This window comes from Cupriavidus sp. GW822-FHT06G04, from assembly GCF_058799075.1.
This window is the reverse complement of record NZ_JBXALD010000007.1, coordinates 64735-87562: the sequence shown is the minus strand read 5'-3', so window position 1 is coordinate 87562 and position 22828 is coordinate 64735. Positions and strand designations below refer to the sequence as shown.

The window sequence follows — 22828 nt, the reverse complement described above, 5'->3', positions numbered from 1 at the left end:
TTTACGCCCCCGTCCACTGGTGTTTTAACAAATAGTAGCAGTCAAGCGGCCGGCCTCCATCCGCCGACCGCGACTGAGCTTTTCCGTTTCGGCGCCCTCAAGGCCGCTTTTGTTCGACTAGACCGCTGCCGGCAAATCGGACGCAGCGTGGTTCGCATTGTTTGCTGCTGCCCCGGGCCTTAGCGGCGATGGTGAGGGCTCGTTGTTTCAGGACGCCGAGCTTATGTGCCCCTCTCCACCTTGGTTTCACCATCCCGAACGCCGCCTGCTGGCAGGAGTCCTCGGCCTGCTCTGGTCGGTGCTGGCTGGCGGCTGCGCTACGACGACTGCGCCGCCCGCACCTGATGCCATCGAGGAAGTGTTGGCCACGCCCGAACCCGAGGCGCCCGAGTACATCCCCGTCGTGCGCTACGGTCGCTACACGCTGGTCGAGCTGGCACCCAGAGCGGCGCAACGCGACCTGCTGTTGCAGACCATCGACGTGTCCATGCCCGAAGATGCCCGCGCCACCGTCGGCGATGGGCTGCGGCATGTGCTCAAGCGCAGCGGTTACAGCCTGTGCCAGACGGCGCACGCGGTAATCGAGCTGTACGCGCTGCCGCTGCCGGCGGCGCACCTGCACCTCGGCCCCATGACCTTGCGCGATGCGCTGCTCACACTGGCTGGCCCGGCCTGGGAACTGCACGCGGATGATCGCGCACGGCAGATTTGCTTCGAACGGCCCGCCGACAGCGCGGTCATCGAACCCGCATCCGAGCCACCCGCCGCCGAGGCGGTGCAGACGTTCCCGCTGGAGCCTTCGGTTTCGGGAGGCCAGCCATGAGCGCCCCACAGTCTGCCCGGCGCCCGGCCGCCGTCGTGATGGTGCAGAGCCTTCTGTGGCTCTGGCTGATCGGCCTCAGCGTCTTCGTAGCCTTGGGCTACCAGACCATGAACGACCAGGCCGACCAGGAACGGCTGGATTCCCGCCTGCAACGCCTGGAAGCCCGGGCGGCGGGCCTGGTCGAGTCGATCGAGGCCATCCAGCAGCGTTCGGCCGTCGCAACGGCGGCAGACCTCAAAGACACCCGCCAAGTCTTGGAAGCACGCGCTGCCCAGGTTGAGAAAACGCTGAGCGGCTATGCCGCTGCCGACGACCTTCAGGCGCTGCGCGCGGAGGTCGAGCAGATCAAGGCGCGCCAGACCGCTGCGCCCGTTCCGCGCGCCGCAGCACCCGCCCAGCCGCGCGCATCGGGCAAGGCCGCCGCCAAGCCCGAACCGCCGCCGCTGCCGTTCCGCGTCGTCGGCGCCGAATTGCGCGCTGGCCAGCGCAGCGTGTCCGTTGCGCCGAGCAGTGCGGACTTCACGCCTGACCAGCTTCAGGTGCTGCTGCCAGGTGATGCGCTCGGCCCGTGGCACTTACAGGCGATTGAGGGCAACACCGCCGTGTTCCAGGCCGGCAACCAGACCCGTCGCGTGGCGATTCCCTGACCGGAGCACACCACATGAATCCGTCGATCATCCTTTCCGCGCTCCTGCTGGCATCCGCCCAATTGCCCGCCTGGGCGCAGCAGCCGGTCACCGCCCCGGCCCGCAATGCGCAGAACCAGGAGCGTCCGCTGGTCGCCCGAACCCCGGACGACCAGGTAGCAGGCGACTGGGGCCTCCAACCGCAGGAATGGGCGCTATACCGCGAGCTGATGGACGGGCCGCTGGGCATCTATTCGCCTAACCTGGACCCTCTGTCCGCCCTGGGCATCGAGGCCCGCACCGACGAGGAACGGCGGCGCTACGCAGAACTGCAGGTGCAAATCGAAGCGCGCCGCGTCGAGAAGCTGCTTGCCTATCAACGTGCCTACGACGAAGCCTGGCAGCGCCTGAACCCCGGCATGCAACGGGTGAACCTGCCTGACGACAAACCCAGCGGCGGCGCAGTGCGCGGCGGCGGCCGCACGGCGGTGTTCGTCAAGGACGGCTGCGCGGCCTGCGGACAGCTCGTGCAACGCCTGCAATCCTCAGGTACCGAGTTCGACCTGTACATGGTCGGCAGCCGCCAGGACGACGCGCGCATCCGCGACTGGGCCAAGCGCGCACAGATCGACCCGACACGGGTGCGCAGCGGCACCATCACGCTCAACCACGACGGCGGCCGCTGGCTGTCGCTGGGTCTGCCCGGCGATCTGCCCGCGGTCGTGCGCGAGGTGAACGGCCAATGGCAGCGCCAGCCCTGACGGCGCGGTTTCGCGTACTGGTGATCGCTGCTGGCCTGTACGCCTGCGCCGTCCATGCCCAGGAGGTTCCGCCTCCGGCCTATCAGCTTGCCGCCCAACGTGCGGGCATTCCCTCCACGGTGCTCTACGCCGTGGCCTTGCAGGAGAGCGGCATCCGGCGGAACGGACGCATCGTCCCGTGGCCGTGGTCCCTCAACGTCGCCGGCCAATCGCGCCGCTATGCGACCCGCGCCGACGCCTGCGCCGGTTTGCAGCAGGCGATGCGCTCCACGCCGCACACGCGCATCGACGCGGGCCTGGGTCAGATCAACCTCGGCTACCACAAGCACCGCTTCACCAGCCCGTGCGACTTGCTCGATCCGTACCGCAACCTCGCCATCGCCTCCGAGATCCTGAAGGAGCAGCACATCCCGGGGGAGAACTGGCTGCTGGCGATCGGCCGCTACCACCGCCCCGCGGGGGGCGAGCCCGCAGCCCGCTACCGGCGGAGCGTTTCCCGCCACCTCGCCCGCGTGCAGGGCACGCGCCCAACCGCCGCGGTCCTCGCCGCGCGCCAGGAGACCACCCCATGACGAAATCCCATCTGGCCCATCTCGCGGCGAAAGGCCTGCTCGTGCTGCTGGCGGGTCTGCCGCTGGCCTCGCGTGCCGGCGAGCCGCTGATCTTGGTCGAAGACCGTGGCGGCACGTCGGCGCTGCCGTACTACGAAGCCCTGAGCCTCCAGCCGCGCGCCAACACTCCGGCCCGATCGCCCATCCCTGCGACTCAGATCCCGGCCACGCCGGCGGATGAGGCCGCGATGTTGCCGGTGCGCAGCGCCAAGCTCACGCCCGGCACCGTCGCGCGGCGGGTGATCGAGGCCCCGGGCCTGCGTCCCTTCGTGGTCGTGGGCGACGACGAGGCTTCCCAGGCCTGGTTGCGCCGCCATGCAGCCTCATTGCGCGAGCGCGGCGCGGTCGGTCTGGTGGTCAACGTCGAGACCGTGCAAGGCCTGGCGCGGCTGCGCGCACTGGCGTCCGGCGTGCCGCTTGCGCCCGTGTCCGGCGACGACTTGGCCGAGCGCTTGGGCCTGCGGCACTACCCGGCGCTAGTCACGGCCACCGGCATCGAGCAATGAAGCCATGTCGGGGAAACAGCCGGTCGAGGTTCTGCTTCGCCCAGCGGTGGAGCTATATACCGTCGCGGCGTGTGCAGGCGCCGCGTTTCTGTCCCTGGTGGCCCCGTGGTCGCTCGCGCTGAGCCCCGCCATGGGTGTCGGCAGCGCGCTGGCGTTCGGAGCCTATGGCGCGATCCGCTACCGCGATGCCCGCGTCATCCTGTGCTACCGGCGCAACATCCGTCGCCTGCCGCGCTACGTGATGACCAGCAAGGACGTGCCGGTCAGCCAGCAACGTCTGTTTGTGGGACGCGGCTTTCTGTGGGAGCAGAAACACACCCATAGGCTCATGCAGACGTACCGGCCAGAGTTTCGGCGCTACGTCGAGCCGACGCCGGCCTATCGGCTGGCCCGGCGCCTGGAGGAACGGCTGGAGTTCGCGCCGTTCCCGCTGTCCCGGCTATCGAAACTCACCGGCTGGGACGTGCCTTTCAATCCGGTGCGGCCGCTGCCGCCAGTGGGCGGCCTGCCGCGCCTGCACGGCATCGAACCCGACGAGGTGGACGTCAGCCTGCCGCTGGGTGAGCGCGTGGGCCACTCCTTGGTTTTGGGAACGACAAGGGTGGGCAAAACACGTTTGGCCGAACTCTTCGTCACTCAAGACATCCGCCGGAGGAACGCCGCGGGCGAACACGAGGTCGTGATCGTCATCGACCCCAAAGGAGATGCCGATCTCCTGAAGCGGATGTATGTCGAGGCCAAGCGCGCGGGCCGCGAAGGCGAGTTCTATGTCTTCCATTTGGGGTGGCCGGACATTTCGGCACGCTACAACGCCGTAGGCCGATTCGGTCGCATCTCGGAAGTCGCCACCCGCATCGCGGGGCAGCTCTCCGGCGAAGGCAACAGCGCAGCCTTCAGGGAATTCGCGTGGCGCTTCGTCAACATCATTGCCCGCGCCTTGGTGGAACTGGGGCAGCGCCCGGACTACATGCTGATCCAGCGGCACGTCATCAACATCGACGCGCTGTTCATCGAGTACGCCCAGCACTACTTCGCCAAGACCGAGCCCAAAGCCTGGGAGGTGATCGTCCAGATCGAGGCCAAGCTCAACGAGAAGAACATCCCGCGCAACATGATTGGGCGCGAGAAGCGCGTGGTGGCGCTGGAGCAGTACCTATCCCAGGCCCGTAACTACGACCCGGTGCTCGACGGCCTGCGCTCGGCGGTTCGCTACGACAAGACGTATTTCGACAAGATCGTCGCGTCTTTGCTGCCGCTGCTGGAGAAGCTCACCAGCGGGAAGATTTCCCAGCTTCTGGCGCCGAACTATTCCGACCTGGCCGACCCCCGCCCGATCTTCGATTGGATGCAGGTCATCCGAAAGCGCGCAGTCGTCTATGTGGGCCTGGACGCGCTATCCGATGCCGAGGTCGCCGCAGCGGTCGGCAACTCGATGTTCAGCGATCTCGTTTCGGTGGCAGGCCATATCTACAAGCACGGGATCGATGACGGCCTGCCGGGCGCATCGGCTGGCACGCGCGTGCCGATCAACGTCCACGCGGATGAATTCAATGAACTGATGGGTGACGAGTTCGTGCCGCTGATCAACAAAGGCGGCGGCGCCGGTCTGCAGGTCACCGCGTACACGCAGACGCTTTCGGACATCGAGGCCCGTATCGGGAACCGCGCCAAAGCGGGTCAAGTGATTGGCAATTTCAACAATCTGTTCATGCTGAGGGTCAGGGAGACGGCCACCGCCGAACTGCTGACCCGGCAATTGCCGAAGGTCGAGGTCTATACGACCACCATCGTCTCCGGCGCGACCGACAGCTCGGACATCCGCGGCGCGACGGACTTCACCAGCAACACGCAGGACCGCATCAGCATGTCCAGCGTGCCGATGATCGAGCCGTCGCACGTCGTCGCCTTACCCAAGGGCCAATGTTTCGCATTGTTGCAGGGCGGCCAGCTTTGGAAGGTTCGCATGCCGCTGCCGGCACCGGACCCCGATGAGGTCATGCCGCAGGATCTGCAACAACTGGCGGGCTACATGCGCCAGAGCTACAGCGAGGCCACGCAGTGGTGGGAGTTCACCAGTTCCCCGGCGTTGCAGGACGGGGCCTTGCCCGACGACCTGTTGGATGATGCCGCTGCGGCCGAACCTGGCCCGGTGGCCACCGACGACAGCGCCGGCAATGAGGCCTCGCCATGAAGGATGCCGCCTCGACCGCGCAGCGGGAGCAGAACCAGCGCCAAGGCCTGATCGTCGGCACCATCACCTTGCCGTTCCGGCTGCTGGGGGTGCTGATCGGCTCGCTGCTGTTCTCCATTGTCGTGGAGTGCGTCGGAATGCACCTGTTCTGGAAGGACGAGGGCTGGCGACACTCCCAGCAGATGTTGCAGTACGAGTTGGGGCACCTGTCCAACCACTTCACGCGCAGCGTGGTCGTGCAGGAACCGGGGCGCACGGCGCACGAGCTGGTGGATACCGGATACGAATGGGTGTTCGTGCGCTCGGGCTTGCTGGAGCGCATGAGCCAGACCGCCGAGCGCGCCCGTGCACCCAGCCACGGGCAGACACGCAACTTTCGCTACTACATCAGCCAGGCCTATGTCTGGACCGAGAGCTACCTGATCGCCGCAGCCTTCACGACGCTGACCTTCCTTGTGCGCCTGCTGGTCCTGGTGCTCACGTTGCCGCTGATCCTCACCGCGGCATTCGTCGGCCTGATCGACGGCCTAGTGCGGAGGGACGTGCGCCGGTTCGGCGCGGGCCGCGAATCGGGCTTCATCTACCACCGCGCGAAAGCAAGCCTGATGCCGCTGGCCGTTCTGCCCTGGGTCACGTACCTGGCCTTGCCGATCTCGGTGCATCCACTGCTGATTCTGCTGCCGAGCGCCGCCTTGCTGGGGCTGGCCGTGAGCCTGACCGCGGGCAGCTTCAAGAAATACCTTTAGGCGAATGCTGTCCCGCGTGGCTGTAGTGCTCATCGGTTCTGCAGAACATCTAACGCAGCGTCCAACGCCGTAATCGATTCGACAATGACTCTCACTAAGGAGCGGTCGAACTCGTGGTCTCGCTGGGAATCGTGGACACCGCTGTTGAGACACCCCCATTCAATGCTTCCTGCACCAACACCAAGCAGCCGGGTCAAAGCGACAACGACGTCTGGCGCGCCAGCATGCTGCGCGGAGATGCGATCGACGGCTGATCTCAACTTTGCGCATTTGTTGTTCAATTCCCAGGGGGAGCGTGGCCCGCCTAGCTTGAGTTCGATGCGCCCATCTGCTCGCCGGCCCAGCCAAGTCCAGAGACGGTCAGTCAGACTCTCCAGCGCGGGCCGCGCCTGGCGCAGCGCCTCACGCTTCTCATCGGCTGCCAACGCCTGCTGGGCCAACAGGACGTAGTTCTTCGTCGGTGGATCGCTGTCAACGCGCAGCTCATGCTCGCCCTGGTGCGGGAGGAACTTGTAGCGCTTGATGGACCCGGCCCGCCGGGCGCCCAATTCCTGCTGGATCCGGTGCAGAAACTCCTCGGCGTGTGAGGTGAGGATGACCTGCTTGCCGACGAGCAAGCCATCCTCGAAGAAGGTACGCCAGATTCCGTCACGATGGTCATCGTCGATCGCGTTGACGACGTCATCGAAAATGACCACGGGGCACCCCTGCGCGATGTTCTTCGCCAGCAGAATCGCCAGACCCAGGCACTTGATATGCCCTTCGCTGAAGACCACCAGCGCGTCATAGCGCACGCCAGGCTCACCGGTGAACTCTACTTCGATCTTGCCGTTTTCGGCGACAGGCAGCCACAACGCGTGCAAGAGGTCGCCAGGCGGATCAGCACGATTGAATGCGTTGTACAGATTGCGTGCCTGTTCTCCGAGGCCCTGGAGCAGCACGCCCGGCAATGCGGCCAAGTAGGCTTGGATTTCGGGCAAGAAGCCGTCGTAGGCGGCCTTGACCCGCAGGTGGTGCGCGACTACCGGCACTTCGGTTGCGACCGACTCGATCAACTCACGGTTCGCCTCGTCAAATTGGGCCACGGTCTGGCGGGCAGCGGCCATTTCTTGGTCGGCTGTCATGCGTATGGTCCGCAGCCGTTCGATCTCCAGCCGGTGCTGGTCCAGTGCGTCCCGCTCCCGGGCCAGCGCCCCGCGCAGGGCATGCGCTTCGCGGGCTTGCGCGTCGGCGCGCTCGATGATTTCCGTGACCTGCAGCAGAGCGTTCCAGGCACGCCGGTCGCCATCGACCCATGCGCCAAGCCAGGCGCCTGTCGAGGTAGGCGGCAATGGAGGCAGGCCTGCTGCCTGCAACTGTGCAGGACAAGCGTTTGCGCCAACCGCGACTACCCGACGCATCTCGTCCCACAGCGCCCGCACCGCCTCGCTCAACTGCGTCCGTAGGCCGGCTTCCTGCTGCTGGAGGGTGGCCAACTGCGCGAGCTGCTCCAGGCCCGTGCGGGCCTTGGCGAAAGGATCCTGTGCGACAGCAGCCAATCCGGTTCCGCATGCGGGACAGGTGGTCGCCCCGTCAGTCAAGGCCAGCACAGCCTCGTAGAGCTTAGCGTACGACACTTCCCCAGCACGCGCCGAAAGCTGTCCGGTGACCGCCTGCCACAGGCCTTGAAGGTGATAAGCCTCATCCAGCAGCGTCTGCAGCCGCGCTTGGCTCACCTCATGAACGGCAGGTGGGACGGCAACCAGTTGCGCCTGGACGTACGGCAGCCGCCCTTGCTGCTCCGGTGTGCCGAGCAGCCAGTCAACGCAAGCCTGGTACGTCGCGCCGGGCGACATTCGTTGCGCCAGCGCTTGCTCGGAGTTCTCCACCGCCGCGATCTTTTGCGGATAAGCAGCGATCGTCTGTTCAGAGTTCGCCAACTGCAAGCGCCGCTGCGCGAGTTGAGTAGCCTGGGCGCCGACGAGCATCAGGTCTTGGTCGAGCGCGGGATTGAAGCCGCGCACGAAGTCGCTGAACTGATCCACGCCAAACAAGGTAGCGATGAGCTGCCGCTGATCGCCCGGAGTACGCGCCGCGATGCGGGCGAAGTCATCGAGGCGGTTCTTTTCGATGAAGCAGAAGCGGTACTCCGCTTCGTTGGGCTGCACAGCCTGGGCCTGGTCTGGTGCTCCGGAAGACAGGACGGGCGCGACATGGCGACGCAACCGGGCATTGTTGCAGTATGTCCGTTGGTCGACCCGCTTGACTTGGGCCTCGCTGATGGAGCCGAGCATCGCCACTTCCAGCGCCTCGCAGAAGCTGCTCTTGCCGGTACCGTTGGCGCCATAGACCAAAGTGATGTCGTGGCTGAGGTCGAATGTCTCTTGCCGCATGAATCCGCGAAACGGTCCCACCTCAAGCTGGCGCAGGCGCCCCAGCGCCGGCCCGACTTCGGGTCCGTGGCCATCTCCCTGGTACGCGACCGGCATCTGCGCCAAATGGGCGACGGCCAGTGGCGCCATGCGGGTGGAGCGTCCACGGCGCGCTGCACCAACTTCAGCCAGAGGTTGCAGGTGATCAAGCACCAGATGCGCGAGCCGGCACACGTCGTCATGCACCTGGCGTTGCGCCAAGTGCGCCAAGAAGCGGTGGTACTCCGAATGAATGCTTGCCATGCAGCCCCCTCTACACAGGAAGACGCTTCGATGGCGTCCTTGATGATGTTGATCGGTCGCCAGCGCAGTAGGCACAGGCGGGTCATGCTTCCATTCGCTATTACGGTTTGTGGAAGTTCTCAGCAAAATAGTCGATGACCTGCCCCGCTTGGGATCCCTGACGGAAACGCTTTTGCTCCTCGAAGTCGATCGAGGGCAGCATATGGATCAGTTGATGATCGGCGTACAGCGCCATGACCTTCTCGGCATCCAGTACCCCGGCGCGTTGTCCGGTAAGCGTATTCGCCGCTTCGATGGCCGCGCCGATCATCACGTCCGCCACTTGCACTGCAGGACTGTGCTTTGAATCGATCTGAGTCACGGACTGAAGCTTGAGCGGAAAGGTGATGCTGGCGATCTCCGATTGACGAAACGTGATCGGTTTCTCATGGCGGATGTACCGCTGCAGCAGGTCGTGATAAGTGAGCAGGTTCTTGGACTGATCGTGCTCGACCCGATACGGGCCGTCAGCCATGATTTCCATCCGACTGACCAGGGACTGCAGCACCACGAAAGCAGCATCGGTGTTGACGCCCGGCGTGACGATCGCCTTCAGGCATTCAGGGGCAGCGAACTGCGCAAGCGGGCCAAGCGCTTCCGGCAGTTCCCACCAGCGCGATGCGCACGCCGCATCGATCAGGTTCCCAAGCGCCTCCGAGCTCTTTTCCTTCACCGCGCGCTGGAAGCTGACCAACAGCCGGTCGAGCGCGCCTTTGCCGAGGAGCGTCGGTCCAACCGTATACAGCAGCGACGCAAGCGAGTAGTTCTGCCCGTCTTCGTAGAAGTCCATGCCGCGCTCGTAGTAGAACGGCTCGACCGCGTAGTCCAGGAACATCAGCAGCAACAGGTAGCGCTTGTCGCAGACGTAGGTCACGCACTTGTGGTCGGTTAGCAAGTCGCGCTGCAGCGCCATCAGACGGGGGTGATTGGCTGGGCGCCGAGCCAACGCCCGGTACTTGAGTTCGTCCGCCTGAAGCTTGGGAAAGTGCTCCCGGATCAGGCGCCCGGCCTCGTCATCCTCAATGGCGATGGCCGTCGCTCCTTGGAACCGCTGCTCAGGGTTCATCAGGTCAAAGCCGGTATAACCACTTTCATCGATCCGGAAGCATTCCATTCAACTCTTCCCCTGGACAATGGACACTCCGATCCTGTCGGCCAATTCGAGCACGGCATCGTAGGCACCGACGTCGTTGTGCGAAGGCTCAGACGCGGCCGAGGATGGTTCACTAGGTGGCTCGCCATCGGCGGGCAGATTGGCGCATCGCTTAGTCATGGGTCATTTCAAGAATTTCATCCACAGCGGCCGCAATGACACGGTCCGGTGCCGAAGCGAGTAGATCCTGGGGACGATTTCCACCCAGGAAGCTGTTTTCGGAGCGGAACCAATAAGCCATGCCCCAGCCGTCTTTGTGTCCTTCGAAGGTTTCAATCACTTTGGCCAGCGATTTCAGTGGACGGAAACCAGCGTCACGATCCAGCCCGTAGTCCGGAAAGTAATCGATGCCACCGTGGTTGATAGCGAAGATTTGGCGTTGCTTCTTCCACTTATTGGGCTGAGCGCTCGGGTTCCGGGTGCTCAGTTCCGCGAGTTGTGCGATGTTCGCGGCGGTCAACCAGTCTCCACTTTCCAACACCGCCTTACGCGCCTGCACCAGCAGGCTCGCTTCCTTGAGCAGCCGGGGCGACAGCGGATTGCGCGGCACGAGCATTTCTGCCAGCCGTTCGAGCGATTCGCGGTCCTGACGTTCAAGCAGCACCTCGAACATGGATGAAGCGACGTTGGTGAAGTTTTCCGCCAATGCCGCGAAAACACTGGGCTTGATGTGGTCGAACGCCACCACCAGCACGTGGTCAGCCTGCGACCGAGCGAGTTGAGCCTGAATCTCTTTGGGCGTACCCACAAGGGTCGACACGCCGAGACGGTCTGCAACGACGCTCATGACTGACTCCTCAAATGGGTTATTTACGCTATTTGATATTACTATATCGACCATAACCTTCAATGCCCAGACACTTCGGATTCTTGGGACCTAAGGAGCACACCGTGCACCCCACCACGCTTTATGTAGTCGGCAATGGATTCGACCTGTGGCACGGCATTCCATCGGGCCTCGGACAGTTCAAGGAGTATGTCCTGGCCACAGACCGGGACATTCATCGCGAGGTCGAGGACTACCTTCCAGCCGGAGACGACTGGTGCGACTTGGAATTAGCCCTGGCTGAACTGGATGCCGATATGCTGGTCGACAACTTGGGGCACTTCATGGGGGCCTATGGTGCCGAGGACTGGAGTGATTCAGGGCACCACGACTTTCAGTACGAGGTGGGGAACGTCGTCGAGCGACTGTCCAAGGGGCTTCGGACGCGCTTTGCCGAATGGATCCGAGACTTGCCCATCCCGACACACGACACCGCCCCGCGACGGCTTGCGACGCTGGATCCACAGGCGCTGTTCCTGACCTTCAACTACACGAGCACGTTGGACACTCTCTATGGCATCGATCTGGCACGTGTTCTGCACATCCACGGCCGATCCGATGCGGCAGACGATGAGTTGGTCTTGGGCCACGCCTGGAATCCCCAATCCCGCCCCTCGCTCAACGACCGTCCGGATATCGAGGAGATCGATACCCGGGTGGCTGAAGCCAACGACATCATCGACGACTACTTCTCAGCCACCTTCAAGCGTTCCGAGGAACTGATCGCCCAGCATAGGACGTTTTTTCAGGCGTTGGGAGCCATCCAGAAGGTCGTCGTGCTTGGCCACTCTCTGTCCCCCGTGGATGCGATCTACTTCCAGGCGCTCCTTCAGCAGCCCAGCGTTGCCGCGGCGCGATGGACAGTCGCATGCCGCAGCAAACAAGAGTGGCCTGATAAGGAACAACGGCTCGTCGCCCTGGGTTTGTGGCCGGGTGCTGGACAGCCATCTTCTTGGGACGCACTGTAGAACAAAGCGTCGTTCGCTCCTGTATTTGCGGATCGCTGCGCACCTAATCCGGTCGGCCCCAGTTCCTATTGTTTGTGGCCTAAAGCAGCCCTGATCTCCACGATCAAGCCATTGCTGATTTCACAGGAATGGCGCGATGTTGGCTCCGATCTGGCTGCGCGCCGCGCATCGCGGCGTGCCCACTTTTCTCGTGACGGCCCTCCTGCTGGGCCAGTCCCCGATGGCGTTGGCCGAGCCCCCCACGCAGCGCCAGGAACTGGTCGCGGCGCTGCGCCAGCTCGACGCGCTGGAGCGCACCGTCGCCGACAGCGCCGCGCATGCCCCCATCCAGCCGGGAGAGCGCTACCACTTCGATTACCCGCGGCTGCTGGCTGACCTAGCGCGCGTGCGCGCCGGTATCCAGGCCCACCTCTCACCTTCGCGTGCCCAGCCGCGCGACCCCTCCGAACTGGCCGGCGACTACCGCACTGAGCGGGCCGTCGAGCCATCGCCGACGACCGCGGAGGTCAAGCCATGAACGGCGCCCAGGTCTCGGCATTTCAAGCCAACAGCGGCATCGCGCCTTCCGCGATGGCGACCGTCTTGGTCGGCGTCGTGTTCGCGGTCCTGCTCGTCTGGGGCGTCTGGGCCATCCGAACGGCCTACGTGGGGTGGTCCGAGAGCCACCTCAACCAGCGCCAGTTCCTCGGCGTCTGCATCCGCTTCGTCGCGATGTACCTCGTCCTGAGTTTCTTCCTCCTCTCCTGACCTGAAAGGCCTGACCATGCAAAACCGCATCCTCACTTCCCGTTTTGTCCAGCGCGCCACCGTGGCTCTGGGCGCCGCCGCGCTGCCCGCGCTGTCGTTCGCGCAGGGGTTGCCGCAACTGGAGAACCCGACCCGCGGCACGGGCAACGGCATCATGGAAACGATCAGGAACTACGGCTACGACATCATCATGCTCGTGGCCCTGCTGGTTGTGGCGTCGATGTTCATTGGCGTGTGCTACCACGCCTACGGCACCTACGCGGAAATCCACACTGGTCGCAAAACCTGGGGCCAATTCGGCCTCACGGTCGCCATCGGCGCGGTGCTGCTCGTGATCGGCATCTGGCTGCTCACCGAAGCCACCGGCATCCTGTAAGGCGAGGCCGGTATGTCCGAGCAGCAGCACGTCCGTGCTGACGGGACGGTCACGTTCCTTCCGCACCGGCTCAACCGCCATCCCGTTGTCGTGCGCGGCCTCACCGCCGACGAGCTGTGGATCTGCTGCGGCCTGTCCGGCGCCGCCGGCCTGCTGGTCGGTGCGCCGCTGTCCTGGGTGTTCCGCACGATCGCGCTCGCGCCCACGTTCGTCGTGCTGGGCGTGGCCTTCGGCGTGTTCATCGGGGGCGGCATCCTGCGTCGCCTCAAGCGTGGGCGTCCCGACACCTGGCTGTATCGGCAACTCCAGTGGCGCATCGCCACGCGCTATCCGCTGGTGGCGGGCTGGGTGGGCGGCCATGTGCTGATCTCACGCTCCGGCTTCTGGACCACCCGAAGGTCTGCTGCAAGGGGGGCACGATGAGCCGCTTCAAGAACGAGATCACCCATCTGCAGGCGCACATCAAGACGCTTCGCCTGGGTGCTGGCGCGCTGGTCATCGTCGCCCTGGTCATGGGCGGCGGCTGGTGGAGCGCTCCGCGCGACCTGACCATCCACGTCCCGCCTGATCTGCGCTCCGGCAGTACCCGCAAGTGGTGGGAAGTGCCGCCCGAATCGGTCTATGCGTTCACGTTCTACGTGTTTCAGACCCTCAACCGCTGGCCGACGAATGGCGAAGAGGACTATGCGCGTAATCTCCACACGCTCTCGCCGTACCTCACCCCATCCTGCCAGGCCTTCCTGCGGGCGGACTACGACTATCGCCGCTCCACGGGCGAGCTGCGTCAGCGCGTGCGCGGCATCTACGAAATCCCCGGTCGCGGCTACGGTGACGACCCCACGGCGCGCGTGCGCGTGGTGTCCGACCGCGACTGGGTGGTGACGCTGGACATCACCGCAGACGAGTACTACGGGGCGGAACAAGTCAAGCGGGCTTTGGTGCGCTACCCCGTGAAAGTCACGCGGGTGGACATCGATCCCGCTCGCAATCCGTTTGGCCTGGCGCTCGACTGCTACGAGGGTGCGCCCCAGCGCATCAGCACACCGGAGCCGTCGCGCCCGGCACCTGGCGGCCTGTCTCCGCAAGCGCCTCAAGGAGAAACCCCATGAAGCACCTTGTACTCGCACTGCTGGGGCTGCTGGCCGTCGCCTCGGCTCCTTTTGCCCAGGCCGTGGAGATCCTTCGCTGGGAACGCATGCCCCTGGCCGTGCCCCTGCGTGTCGGGCAGGAGCGCGTCGTGTTTATCAACCGGAACGTCCGCGTGGGCGTGCCCGCGGGCGTCGGCGAGCGCTTGCGGGTGCAGAGTGCGGGCGGCGCGGTGTACCTGCGCGCGAGCGAGCCGATCGAGCCCACACGGCTGCAATTGCAGGATGCCGACACGGGCGCGCTGATTCTGCTCGATATCGCGGCCGAGCCGGCCAAGGACGGCGAAGCCGAGTTGGAGCCGGTGCGCATCGTCGAGGGCGACAGCGCCCCGACGCGCTATGGCGATCAAGCCGACGGAGCAGACGACGCCCCGGCGCGCGCCCAGGACCAGGCAGGCGCGCGGGCAGCGCGGCGTGAAACCCCGGTTCCGGTCGTGCTGACGCGCTTCGCCGCGCAGAACCTCTACGCACCGCTGCGCACCGTGGAGCCGCTGCCGGGCGTCATGCGGGTGAACCTGCGCCGCGATCTCGACCTCGGCACGCTGGTGCCGACGCTGCCGGTGCGCGCAGTTGCGCTCGCCTCGTGGCGTCTGGAAGACCAGTGGGTCACAGCCGTGCGCCTCACCAATAGCAGCGGCGGCTGGATCACCCTGGACCCGCGCGTGTTGCAGGGCGATTTCCTCACCGCCACCTTCCAGCACGAAGCACTCGGCCCGCGCGGGACGCCAGAGGACACGACCGTCCTGTACTTGGTGACGCGGGGGCACGGCCTCGCGCAATCGCTGCTGCCGGCGATCAACCGCTTCGACCCAGCCGTGCATCTGCCGCAGCCCGAAGCCGAGGCCACCGACGACAAGGAGGCCCGCCATGCGCAGTAACGGACTCCTGAAGTGGTTAATGATCCCCGTGGCCCTGCTGGTGCTGTTCGTCGCCATCCGGCTGTTTTCGGGTGGAGGCTCGTCGGCGCCGCCCGCTGCGGATGCCGGCGCCAAGCTCACGCCGGAGGAGATGAAGGCGCTGGGCATCGAGGGCGATACCCCCCGCGATACCGTGGCGACGCTCGTGGCGCAAGTGAAGCAGTTGCGCACCGAACTGCAGACGGCGCTGTCCGACAACAAGTCCCAGCGCGAAGAGAACCAGCGCCTGCGCCAACGCGAGAACTCGATCGACCAGCGCATCAATTCGGCGCTGGAGACCGAGCGCTCCAACCTGCGCCGCGACCAGCAGCAGGCAGCCAGCGAACGCCAGCAGACCGAGGGACTGCTCGCCGACCTGCAGCGGCGCCTGGAAGGCATCGGCGGGCGCGGCGGCGGCCACGCCGATCTACCCGTGGGCCTGGGGCTGCGTAACGGCGACGAGGCAGGCATGGAAGGCGGCGTGCGCTGGGTCGAGCCGGACGACGCGAAGCCCGCTGATGGGCGTAACGGCAGTCGCGGCACGGGTGGCGGCATGAGCTTTCCGACGAGCTTCGGCCCCGCGCAGAGCACGCTGGAAACCACGGCACAAACCGTGGCGAACGCGGGCGCCCGCGCCGCAGGCGTCAAGAGCGCCAAGCCGGTCTATACGGTGCCGACCAACTCGACGCTGATGGGATCGGTGGCAATGACGGCGCTGATCGGCCGCGTGCCGATCGACGGTACGGTCAACGATCCGTATCCGTTCAAAGTCCTGGTCGGTCCCGACAATCTCACGGCAAACGGTATCGACATTCCCGACGTGGCGGGCGCCGTGTTTTCCGGCACGGCCTCGGGCGACTGGACGCTCTCTTGCGTGCGCGGCCAGGTGCGCAGCATCACCTTTGTGTTCCATGACGGGACCATTCGGACGATTCCCGAAGACCGCGACGGCAACCAGCAGAACAACCAGCAGCAGAACTCTCAAAGTGGGGGCCTGGGCTGGATCAGCGATCCCTATGGCATTCCCTGCGTCAGCGGAGAGCGGCGCAGCAACGCCCAGCAGTACCTCGGTTCGCAGGCGCTGATCACCGCGGCGGGTGCTGGCGTGGCCTCGCTCATCGACAGCGACAGCGGTCAGATGTCCTACGTGGGCGCAGACGGTTCCATCGGCAGCGTCGGCATTTCCAGCAACGAGGCCGTAGGTCGCATCCTGGCCGGTGGCGTGCGCGACATGGCCGATTGGGTGAACAAGTTGTACGGCCAGGCCTTCGCCGCCGTCTATGTCCAACCCGGCGCAAAGGTCGCCGTCCACCTCGAAAAGCCGCTCGCCATCGATTTCGATCCCGAAGGTCGCAAGGTCGATCACCGTGCAGGAGAAAGCCATGCTCTCGAACTTGAATAAGGGCCTGGCGCTGGCCCTTGCCGTCGCGGTGCTCGGCGGCTGCGCCACCAGCAAGGAAAAGCTGCTGCCCCACGGCGACAGCACGATGATGGACATCTGGCAGCAGAACGCCGGTGACGGCGGCGGTGGCGCCGGCCAGGTGGCACGCAGGCAATTGCTCGACGCGCGCCAGAGCCTGCGCCGGCCGCTGACCGAGATGGATGTACAGGCCGCGCCCGCCGAGCAGATGCGCTACACGCGCACAGCGCGCAACGAGGTCTATCGCCAGTTCCAGCGCCTGCCGAATCCCGACCTGGTGATGTACGTGTACCCGCACCTGGCAGGCACGGACCCGGTGCCCGTGCCGGGCTATACGACGGTTTTTCCCTTGTACCAGCGCGTGCAGTACGCCATGCCGGGCGAGCGCGTGGAGGACTACTGATGCGCTGGAAACTCCCCTGGCACAAGTCGGCCGCGCCGAAGCTGGCCGCATCCGGCGCAGGCGATGACGAGCGGCCGGAGGGCTGGCAACGCCACGTCGAGGCCTTGCGCCAGGCCGGCATCCCAGAACCCGGCACGGCGGTCCATGGCCGCAGGCCGGCGACCGTGGCCGACGAGCAGGCGCTGTACGACGTCGCGCCGTCGTTCGCGGAATTCCTGCCCTGGGTGGAGTTCCTGCCCGATTCGAAGTCCATGCTGCTGGAAGACGGGCAATCGGTCGCGGCATTCTACGAGCTGGTGCCGCTGGGCACCGAGGGCCGGGAACCCGGCTGGCTCGCGCATGCCCGCGACGCCTTGGAGAACGCGCTCCAGGACTCGTTCGATGAACTGGACGAGAACCCCTGGGTACTCCAGCTCTACGCCCAGGACGAACCCAGCTTCGACCAGTACATGCAGACCCTGCGCGACTACGTGCAGCCGCGCGCCCGCAATACGGCTTTCACCGAGTTCTACCTTCGCTTCTTCGGACACCACCTGCGCGCGGTAGCGAAGCCGGGCGGGCTGTTCGAGGACACGGTGGTCACGCGGCTGCGTTGGCGCGGCCAGACGCGGCGCGTGCGCATGGTCGTCTATCGCCGGGCCACCGGGCAGGCGAGCCGCCGCGGCCAGACGCCCGAGCAGATGCTGAACATCGTCTGTGATCGCCTGTGTGGCGGGCTGGCGAACGCCGGCATCCAGGCCCGGCGCATGGTCGCGGCCGACGTCCATGACTGGCTACTGCGGTGGTTTAACCCGCGTCCCACGCTGCTCGGCCCTGGGGTCGAGGACCGCGAACGCTTCTATGCGCTGGCACGCTACCCCGACGAGACAGAAGACGGTGAGATCGAGCTGGCGAGCGGACGGGATTTCAGCCAGCGGCTTTTCTTCAGCCAGCCACGTTCGGACGCGGAGCACGGCACCTGGCACTTCGACGGCATGCCGCATCGTGTGCTGGTCACTGACCGGCTGCGCATGCCGCCCGGCACGGGGCATTTGACTGGCGAAACTCGCAAAGGCGATGCGATCAATACGCTGTTCGATCAGATGCCCGAGGACACGACGATGTGTCTGACCATGGTGGCGACCCCCCAGGACATCCTCGAATCGCACCTGAACCACCTGGCGAAGAAGGCAGTCGGCGAAACACTGGCATCGGAACAGACGCTCAAGGATGTGCAGGAGGCCCGCTCGCTGATCGGCAGCGCGCACAAGCTGTACCGGGGAACACTGGCGTTCTATTTGCGCGGCCGGGATGAAGCCGAACTGGACCGGCGCGGCCTTGATCTGGCGAACGTGATGCTTAACGCCGGTTTGCAGCCCGTGCGCGAGGACGATGAAGTCGCGCCTTTGAACAGTTATCTGCGCTGGCTGCCGTGCTGCTACAACCCGAGCCAGGATCGACGGAACTGGTTCACCCAACTGATGTTCGCCCAGCACGTGGCGAACCTCTCACCGGCCTGGGGCCGCAGCCAGGGCACGGGCCATCCGGGTAATACGTTCTTCAATCGAGGCGGCGGGCCGATCACCTTTGACCCGCTCAACCGCCTGGATCGGCAGATGAACGCGCACCTGTTCCTGTTCGGCCCCACCGGCTCCGGCAAAAGCGCAACGCTCAACAACCTCTTGAACCAGGTCACGGCCATCTACCGGCCGCGCCTCTTCATCGTGGAAGCCGGCAACAGCTTCGGCTTGTTCAGCGATTTCGCCAAGCGCCTGGGCCTGACTGTGAACCGGGTCAAGCTGGCCCCTGGCTCGGGCATCAGCCTGGCGCCGTTCGCCGACGCGCGTCGGCTGATCGAAACGCCGAGCGACGTGCAGACGCTGGATGCCGATGTGCTGGACGAGGACATGCCACCCGATGCATCGGCCATGGAAGCGGACGAGCAGCGCGACGTACTCGGCGAGTTGGAAATCACCGCACGGCTGATGATCACCGGCGGCGAGGATAAAGAAGAGGCCCGGATGACGCGGGCCGATCGCTCGCTCATCCGCCAGTGCATCCTCGACGCCGCCGAGCATTGCGTGGCCGAGAAGCGCACGGTGCTCACGCGCGACGTGCGCAACGCGCTGCGCGAGCGCGGCCAGGACCCAACGCTGCCAGAGATGCGGCGCGTGCGGCTGCTGGAGATGGCAGATGCCATGGACATGTTCTGTCAAGGCACCGATGGCGAAATGTTCGACCGCGACGGCACGCCGTGGCCCGAGGCCGACATCACCCTGGTCGATCTGGCGACCTATGCCCGCGAAGGCTACAACGCGCAGCTTTCCATCGCCTACATCAGCCTGATCAGCACGGTGAACAACATCGCCGAGCGCGACCAGTACCTGGGCCGCCCGATCATCAACGTGACCGATGAAGGGCACATCATCACCAAGAACCCGCTGCTCGCGCCCTACGTCGTGAAGATCACGAAGATGTGGCGCAAGTTGGGTGCCTGGTTTTGGCTCGCGACGCAGAATATCGACGATCTGCCGCGCGCCGCGGAACCCATGCTCAACATGATCGAGTGGTGGATCTGCCTGTCGATGCCGCCGGACGAGGTAGAGAAGATCGCCCGGTTCCGCGAACTCTCGCCCGCGCAGAAAGCGCTGATGCTTTCGGCGCGCAAAGAGGCGGGGAAATTCACCGAGGGCGTCATCCTCTCCAAGAGCATGGAAGTGCTGTTCCGCGCCGTGCCGCCGAGCCTGTACCTCGCGCTCGCGCAAACCGAACCCGAAGAGAAGGCAGAGCGCTACCAGCTCATGCAGCAATACGGCTGCACCGAGCTGGAAGCAGCTTTCAAGGTCGCCGAGAAGATCGACCAGGCACGCGGCATCGAGTCGCCGGCCTTGGAACTGTCGTAAGCCGGAGAACACCATGGAGCAGAAGCGTCCTTCCATTCCGATACAAGTCCAGGCGTTCCGCCGTCGCCACAGGCGGCCCCGCTGGCCTTGGGCCTTGACTGCTGCGCTGGTCGCGCTGCTGCTGATCTGGCTCGTGTCCCGGTCGCCCGGCGAATCCTCATCGCAGTCGCCCACGCCGGCTAGCACGGCGCAGATGGCCGGGCCGCCCTGGAAAATGGGCAACCCCGAGGGCCGTTTCACACTGACGCTCTATGCCGATCTGGAATGTCCGTTCTGCCGGGAGTACTTCCCGCAGCTCAAGCGCTGGGTCGGCAGCAACGCCGACGTGACCCTGCAATGGCATCACCAGCCGCTGGCTGCGCACGAGCCGGCCGCGTTGGCCGAGGCGCGTCTGGTCGAGTGCGTCGCCGAAGCCGGCGGGCATGCTGCCTTCTGGCGAGCCGTCGAGTGGGTCTATGCCCACACGCGCAGCGACGGCCTGGGACTGCCCGATGGCCTGCGCTACCCCGAATCGACGCCGGCCGTCGAGCAGTGCATGGCAAGCGAGCGGGTCGACGCGGCCATCCGCGCCCAGGCCGCGGAAGCCACGAAAAGCGGCGTGACGGCCACGCCGTCGCTGCGCCTGCTCGATCGCCAGACGGGTCAGTCCATCCTGCTGCAGGGACCGATCGAAGGCGATGCCTTGCTGTCGGCCATGGACATGCTGTCCGCTGATGAACCACCCGCCACACCCGCCACCGAAATGCCTGCCGACGTTGTCGGCGACATGCCCAGGTAGCCCGCGGTCCTTGAGGCTACGGCGCAGTCTTCTGCGCTGACCGCTCCCCGTTCGCTCCGCATCCTGGCCGCGAACAATCACCTCTGCGTGGTGGTGGATGCACCTTGTTCCGTTGTTCTCATCCCCAGGAGGGCTTGCCCTCCCAGGGCGTGCGCCCTCTGATCTCATCATCCGGAGGTTCGCCATGTCTCTCGTCGTCAATGACTCCTGCGTGGAGTCGCTTTCCGCTGTCGCAGCCCAGCGTGAGGACTGGATCATCCAGCAGGCTATCGCGCTGCTGGAGAGACGGATCTTCAAAGTCGGACCGTGCCTCAGCCGACCGGCCGCCGTGCGGGACTACCTGCGTCTAAAACTGGTCGCTGAGCCCAACGAGGTATTCGCAATCGTTTTCCTGGACAGCATGCACCAAGTGTTGGCCTACGAGCCGATGTTCAGGGGCACGATCAATTCGACTGCGGTCTATCCCCGTGTCGTCGTGCAGCGTGTATTGGAGCTGAAAGCCGCCGCAGTGGTCTTCGCGCACCAGCACCCCTCGGGTGTCACTGAGCCGTCGAGCGCCGATCGTGCGCTGACCCAGCAACTGCAGGCAGCGCTGGCGCTGATCGATGTTCGGGTACTGGATCACATCATCGTTGGCCAGGGGATTCCGTACTCCTTCGCGGAGCACAGCTTGCTGTAGCGCATCGTTCATTGATCACAACGGGGGCTTCGGCCTCCGTTTCTTCCTTGCCCCGAAGCAAGCAGGTATGCGGGGTGTCCGCGATGCGCATTGTTTGTGGGGGCTGCACCGGATTCGGCGTTTGACTATGGCCCTGATCAACTTCCGGGGCACGTGTCATGCCAGCATCTTTTCCCAGGTTCGCGCCAAGCTGGCGAGCCCTTGGCCTGGCCGTTGCACTGCCGGTGTCCTTGGGTGTCTTTAGTCCGGCCACATTCGCTGCCGATGTGCTGGTCATCACCGACAGCCGCCATCCGGTCAAGACCATGGGCGGCGAGCGGCTGATCGAGCTGGACGAAGCGCACCGGATCGAAGCGGAGCTTTCTGCGGAACTGCCCGCCGAACCCGAGCAGGCGACCGCCATCGTCAAGCGCCGACTGAACAGCGGCGGCACCGATCTCCAACGCCGCATCGCTTCCGCCTACCAGGGCGTCACCGACGCGTGGAGCCTGGGCATCACCAGCATCCCGGCCGTCGTGGTGGATCAACGCTACGTCGTCTATGGCGAACCGGATGTGGCCCGCGCAGTCGCTCGCATCGAGCAGCACTGGAGGGCCCAGCCGTGACCCGCCCATTCGACCTGATGCGCCGCCTGCGTGCTGGCGTGGCGTCCGTTCTGCTGCTCAGCGCCACGGGCAGCTACGCGCTCAACACCGCAACCATCGTCGGCTCGGTGGCATCGCCAGACTGCCTCGAATACCGCGTCGTCGGGATCTGCTACTGGCTCTACTGCACCTGGACGGGCTGTACGGTACGCACGTCCATCAAGGTCCGCCACTACATCCCCGATGCGATCGTCTCCAGCTACAGCAACACCGGCGAAAACCCCTGGATCGAAGTCCGGCCGATGAGCACGCCCAACCCATCCGCCCAAACCGGCGGGGACGGAACGACGAACGAGGACCACGAAAACAACCTCGCCAAGTTCAAGAACGCGGACGTCATCGGGCACCCGGGCGTCGAGGTGTTCAACCAGTTCGTGTCGTCCTCGGGCTACTTCTGCGAGGGTGCGGGCACGGCGTTCATGCCGTACTTGCTCGGCACCCTGGACACGCTGGCCTGGCGCTACAACGTGCCCGAGATGGCCTACCCGGAGGCGCTAATTCCCGGCATGCGTGAGGTCGGTGCACGCACCACGATGAACCTCTGGGGCAACGTGTATCCCCGCGGGGGTTTCCTGCACCAGACCGACGACCACAAGGCCAGTGCAGTGGTGGCCCAGCGCGCAGGCGATGTCGTCACGCGCCGGGGACAGATCCACGTTTATCAGCCGCTGCTCGCCAACTCCCGCGATGGCTACTGGCCGGCTGGCGCGCTCATGGAGAGCGATGCCTCGACGGGCAAGTGGCAGGAACTCACGCCAGTCCTGTCCTCGTCCTGCTCGGTCTTCCCGCGCAGCGGCGCCCTGACACAGGCCCGGCAAGGCGATTACGCCTGGGCGCTGTGGCGGCCCTATGCGTGCTGCGAACGCCGGGGCCAGGTGTTTCTCGGCAGCGTCGATTTCCTCTGAGGTGGTGCCATGAAGTTCCGTCCTGCATTCAATCCGTTCTCCCGCCGGG

24 protein-coding genes are annotated in these 22828 nt (G+C 65.3%); 21 read left to right on the top strand and 3 right to left on the bottom strand.

What is annotated here, in order from left to right:
* Positions 1–223: 223 nt before the first annotated feature.
* From pilL2 to AC1RKI_RS16930, 7 genes are read left to right on the top strand one after another with little or no spacing between them, the layout of a single operon-like run.
* Complete coding sequence (gene pilL2 / locus AC1RKI_RS16960) at positions 224–823, top strand: PFGI-1 class ICE element type IV pilus protein PilL2 (RefSeq protein WP_020924956.1); 600 nt, start codon at positions 224–226, stop codon at positions 821–823.
* Positions 820–1470: a hypothetical protein gene (locus AC1RKI_RS16955; RefSeq protein ID WP_009876593.1), complete on the top strand. Its 651-nt coding sequence runs from the start codon at positions 820–822 to the stop codon at positions 1468–1470. Before pilL2 ends, AC1RKI_RS16955 begins: the two co-directional genes overlap by 4 nt.
* A 14-nt stretch (positions 1471–1484) precedes the next feature.
* Entirely contained in the window at positions 1485–2210 is a 726-nt protein-coding gene (locus tag AC1RKI_RS16950) for a TIGR03759 family integrating conjugative element protein (protein WP_009876594.1), read from the top strand.
* Complete coding sequence (locus AC1RKI_RS16945) at positions 2192–2782, top strand: transglycosylase SLT domain-containing protein (protein WP_009876595.1); 591 nt, start codon at positions 2192–2194, stop codon at positions 2780–2782. The genes AC1RKI_RS16950 and AC1RKI_RS16945 overlap by 19 nt, the downstream gene beginning before the upstream one ends.
* Positions 2779–3327 carry an integrating conjugative element protein gene (locus AC1RKI_RS16940; RefSeq protein WP_009876596.1) on the top strand — a complete coding sequence of 183 codons (549 nt, stop codon included), beginning with the start codon at positions 2779–2781 and terminating at the stop codon, positions 3325–3327. Before AC1RKI_RS16945 ends, AC1RKI_RS16940 begins: the two co-directional genes overlap by 4 nt.
* Before the next feature lie 4 nt (positions 3328–3331).
* Complete coding sequence (gene traD, locus AC1RKI_RS16935) at positions 3332–5518, top strand: type IV conjugative transfer system coupling protein TraD (RefSeq protein WP_011871448.1); 2187 nt, start codon at positions 3332–3334, stop codon at positions 5516–5518.
* Positions 5515–6264, top strand: coding sequence for a TIGR03747 family integrating conjugative element membrane protein (locus AC1RKI_RS16930; RefSeq protein WP_009876598.1), 750 nt, complete (start codon positions 5515–5517; stop codon positions 6262–6264). The genes traD and AC1RKI_RS16930 overlap by 4 nt, the downstream gene beginning before the upstream one ends.
* 29 nt (positions 6265–6293) lie before the next feature.
* Here the strand turns inward: AC1RKI_RS16930 and AC1RKI_RS16925 are convergent, their stop codons facing one another.
* The 3 genes from AC1RKI_RS16925 to AC1RKI_RS16915 form a co-directional block, all read right to left on the bottom strand.
* Positions 6294–8918 carry an AAA family ATPase gene (locus AC1RKI_RS16925; protein WP_492794941.1) on the bottom strand — a complete coding sequence of 875 codons (2625 nt, stop codon included), beginning with the start codon at positions 8916–8918 and terminating at the stop codon, positions 6294–6296.
* A gap of 100 nt (positions 8919–9018) precedes the next feature.
* Positions 9019–10071: a DUF3800 domain-containing protein gene (locus AC1RKI_RS16920; protein ID WP_011871450.1), complete on the bottom strand. Its 1053-nt coding sequence runs from the start codon at positions 10069–10071 to the stop codon at positions 9019–9021.
* 151 nt (positions 10072–10222) lie between these two features.
* A complete protein-coding gene (locus AC1RKI_RS16915) occupies positions 10223–10897 on the bottom strand; it encodes a hypothetical protein (protein ID WP_011871451.1) in 675 nt (224 codons plus the stop codon).
* Between the two features lie 104 nt (positions 10898–11001).
* Between AC1RKI_RS16915 and AC1RKI_RS16910 the strand changes: the two genes are divergently transcribed.
* The 14 genes from AC1RKI_RS16910 to AC1RKI_RS16845 all read left to right on the top strand — a co-directional run bounded on the left by AC1RKI_RS16910 (position 11002) and on the right by AC1RKI_RS16845 (position 22779).
* On the top strand, positions 11002–11904 hold the full coding sequence (locus AC1RKI_RS16910; protein ID WP_017514686.1) for a bacteriophage abortive infection AbiH family protein: 903 nt from the start codon (positions 11002–11004) through the stop codon (positions 11902–11904).
* A 136-nt stretch (positions 11905–12040) separates the two neighbouring features.
* Positions 12041–12421, top strand: coding sequence for an integrative conjugative element protein, RAQPRD family (locus AC1RKI_RS16905; protein WP_009876602.1), 381 nt, complete (start codon positions 12041–12043; stop codon positions 12419–12421).
* Positions 12418–12651, top strand: a complete 234-nt coding sequence (locus AC1RKI_RS16900) for a TIGR03758 family integrating conjugative element protein (RefSeq protein ID WP_009876603.1) — start codon at positions 12418–12420, stop codon at positions 12649–12651. The genes AC1RKI_RS16905 and AC1RKI_RS16900 overlap by 4 nt, the downstream gene beginning before the upstream one ends.
* Before the next feature lie 16 nt (positions 12652–12667).
* Positions 12668–13027, top strand: a complete 360-nt coding sequence (locus tag AC1RKI_RS16895) for a TIGR03745 family integrating conjugative element membrane protein (protein ID WP_009876604.1) — start codon at positions 12668–12670, stop codon at positions 13025–13027.
* Positions 13028–13039: 12 nt separating this feature from the next.
* On the top strand, positions 13040–13450 hold the full coding sequence (locus AC1RKI_RS16890) for a TIGR03750 family conjugal transfer protein (protein ID WP_003158639.1): 411 nt from the start codon (positions 13040–13042) through the stop codon (positions 13448–13450).
* Positions 13447–14136: a PFL_4703 family integrating conjugative element protein gene (locus AC1RKI_RS16885; protein ID WP_009876605.1), complete on the top strand. Its 690-nt coding sequence runs from the start codon at positions 13447–13449 to the stop codon at positions 14134–14136. The genes AC1RKI_RS16890 and AC1RKI_RS16885 overlap by 4 nt, the downstream gene beginning before the upstream one ends.
* Positions 14133–15050 (top strand): TIGR03749 family integrating conjugative element protein, encoded by a 918-nt coding sequence (locus AC1RKI_RS16880; protein ID WP_009876606.1) that lies wholly within the window; start codon positions 14133–14135, stop codon positions 15048–15050. The genes AC1RKI_RS16885 and AC1RKI_RS16880 overlap by 4 nt, the downstream gene beginning before the upstream one ends.
* Positions 15040–16470 (top strand): TIGR03752 family integrating conjugative element protein, encoded by a 1431-nt coding sequence (locus tag AC1RKI_RS16875; protein WP_011871453.1) that lies wholly within the window; start codon positions 15040–15042, stop codon positions 16468–16470. Before AC1RKI_RS16880 ends, AC1RKI_RS16875 begins: the two co-directional genes overlap by 11 nt.
* Positions 16451–16891 carry a TIGR03751 family conjugal transfer lipoprotein gene (locus AC1RKI_RS16870; protein ID WP_003158644.1) on the top strand — a complete coding sequence of 147 codons (441 nt, stop codon included), beginning with the start codon at positions 16451–16453 and terminating at the stop codon, positions 16889–16891. The genes AC1RKI_RS16875 and AC1RKI_RS16870 overlap by 20 nt, the downstream gene beginning before the upstream one ends.
* On the top strand, positions 16891–19773 hold the full coding sequence (locus AC1RKI_RS16865; RefSeq protein WP_009876609.1) for a conjugative transfer ATPase: 2883 nt from the start codon (positions 16891–16893) through the stop codon (positions 19771–19773). The genes AC1RKI_RS16870 and AC1RKI_RS16865 overlap by 1 nt, the downstream gene beginning before the upstream one ends.
* Positions 19774–19786: 13 nt before the next feature.
* On the top strand, positions 19787–20551 hold the full coding sequence (locus tag AC1RKI_RS16860; RefSeq protein WP_011871455.1) for a DsbA family protein: 765 nt from the start codon (positions 19787–19789) through the stop codon (positions 20549–20551).
* 184 nt (positions 20552–20735) lie between these two features.
* Entirely contained in the window at positions 20736–21230 is a 495-nt protein-coding gene (locus AC1RKI_RS16855; RefSeq protein ID WP_009876611.1) for a JAB domain-containing protein, read from the top strand.
* Between the two features lie 158 nt (positions 21231–21388).
* A complete protein-coding gene (locus AC1RKI_RS16850) occupies positions 21389–21835 on the top strand; it encodes a TIGR03757 family integrating conjugative element protein (protein ID WP_011871456.1) in 447 nt (148 codons plus the stop codon).
* Complete coding sequence (locus AC1RKI_RS16845; protein WP_009876613.1) at positions 21832–22779, top strand: TIGR03756 family integrating conjugative element protein; 948 nt, start codon at positions 21832–21834, stop codon at positions 22777–22779. The genes AC1RKI_RS16850 and AC1RKI_RS16845 overlap by 4 nt, the downstream gene beginning before the upstream one ends.
* The last annotated feature ends 49 nt before the right edge of the window (positions 22780–22828 follow it).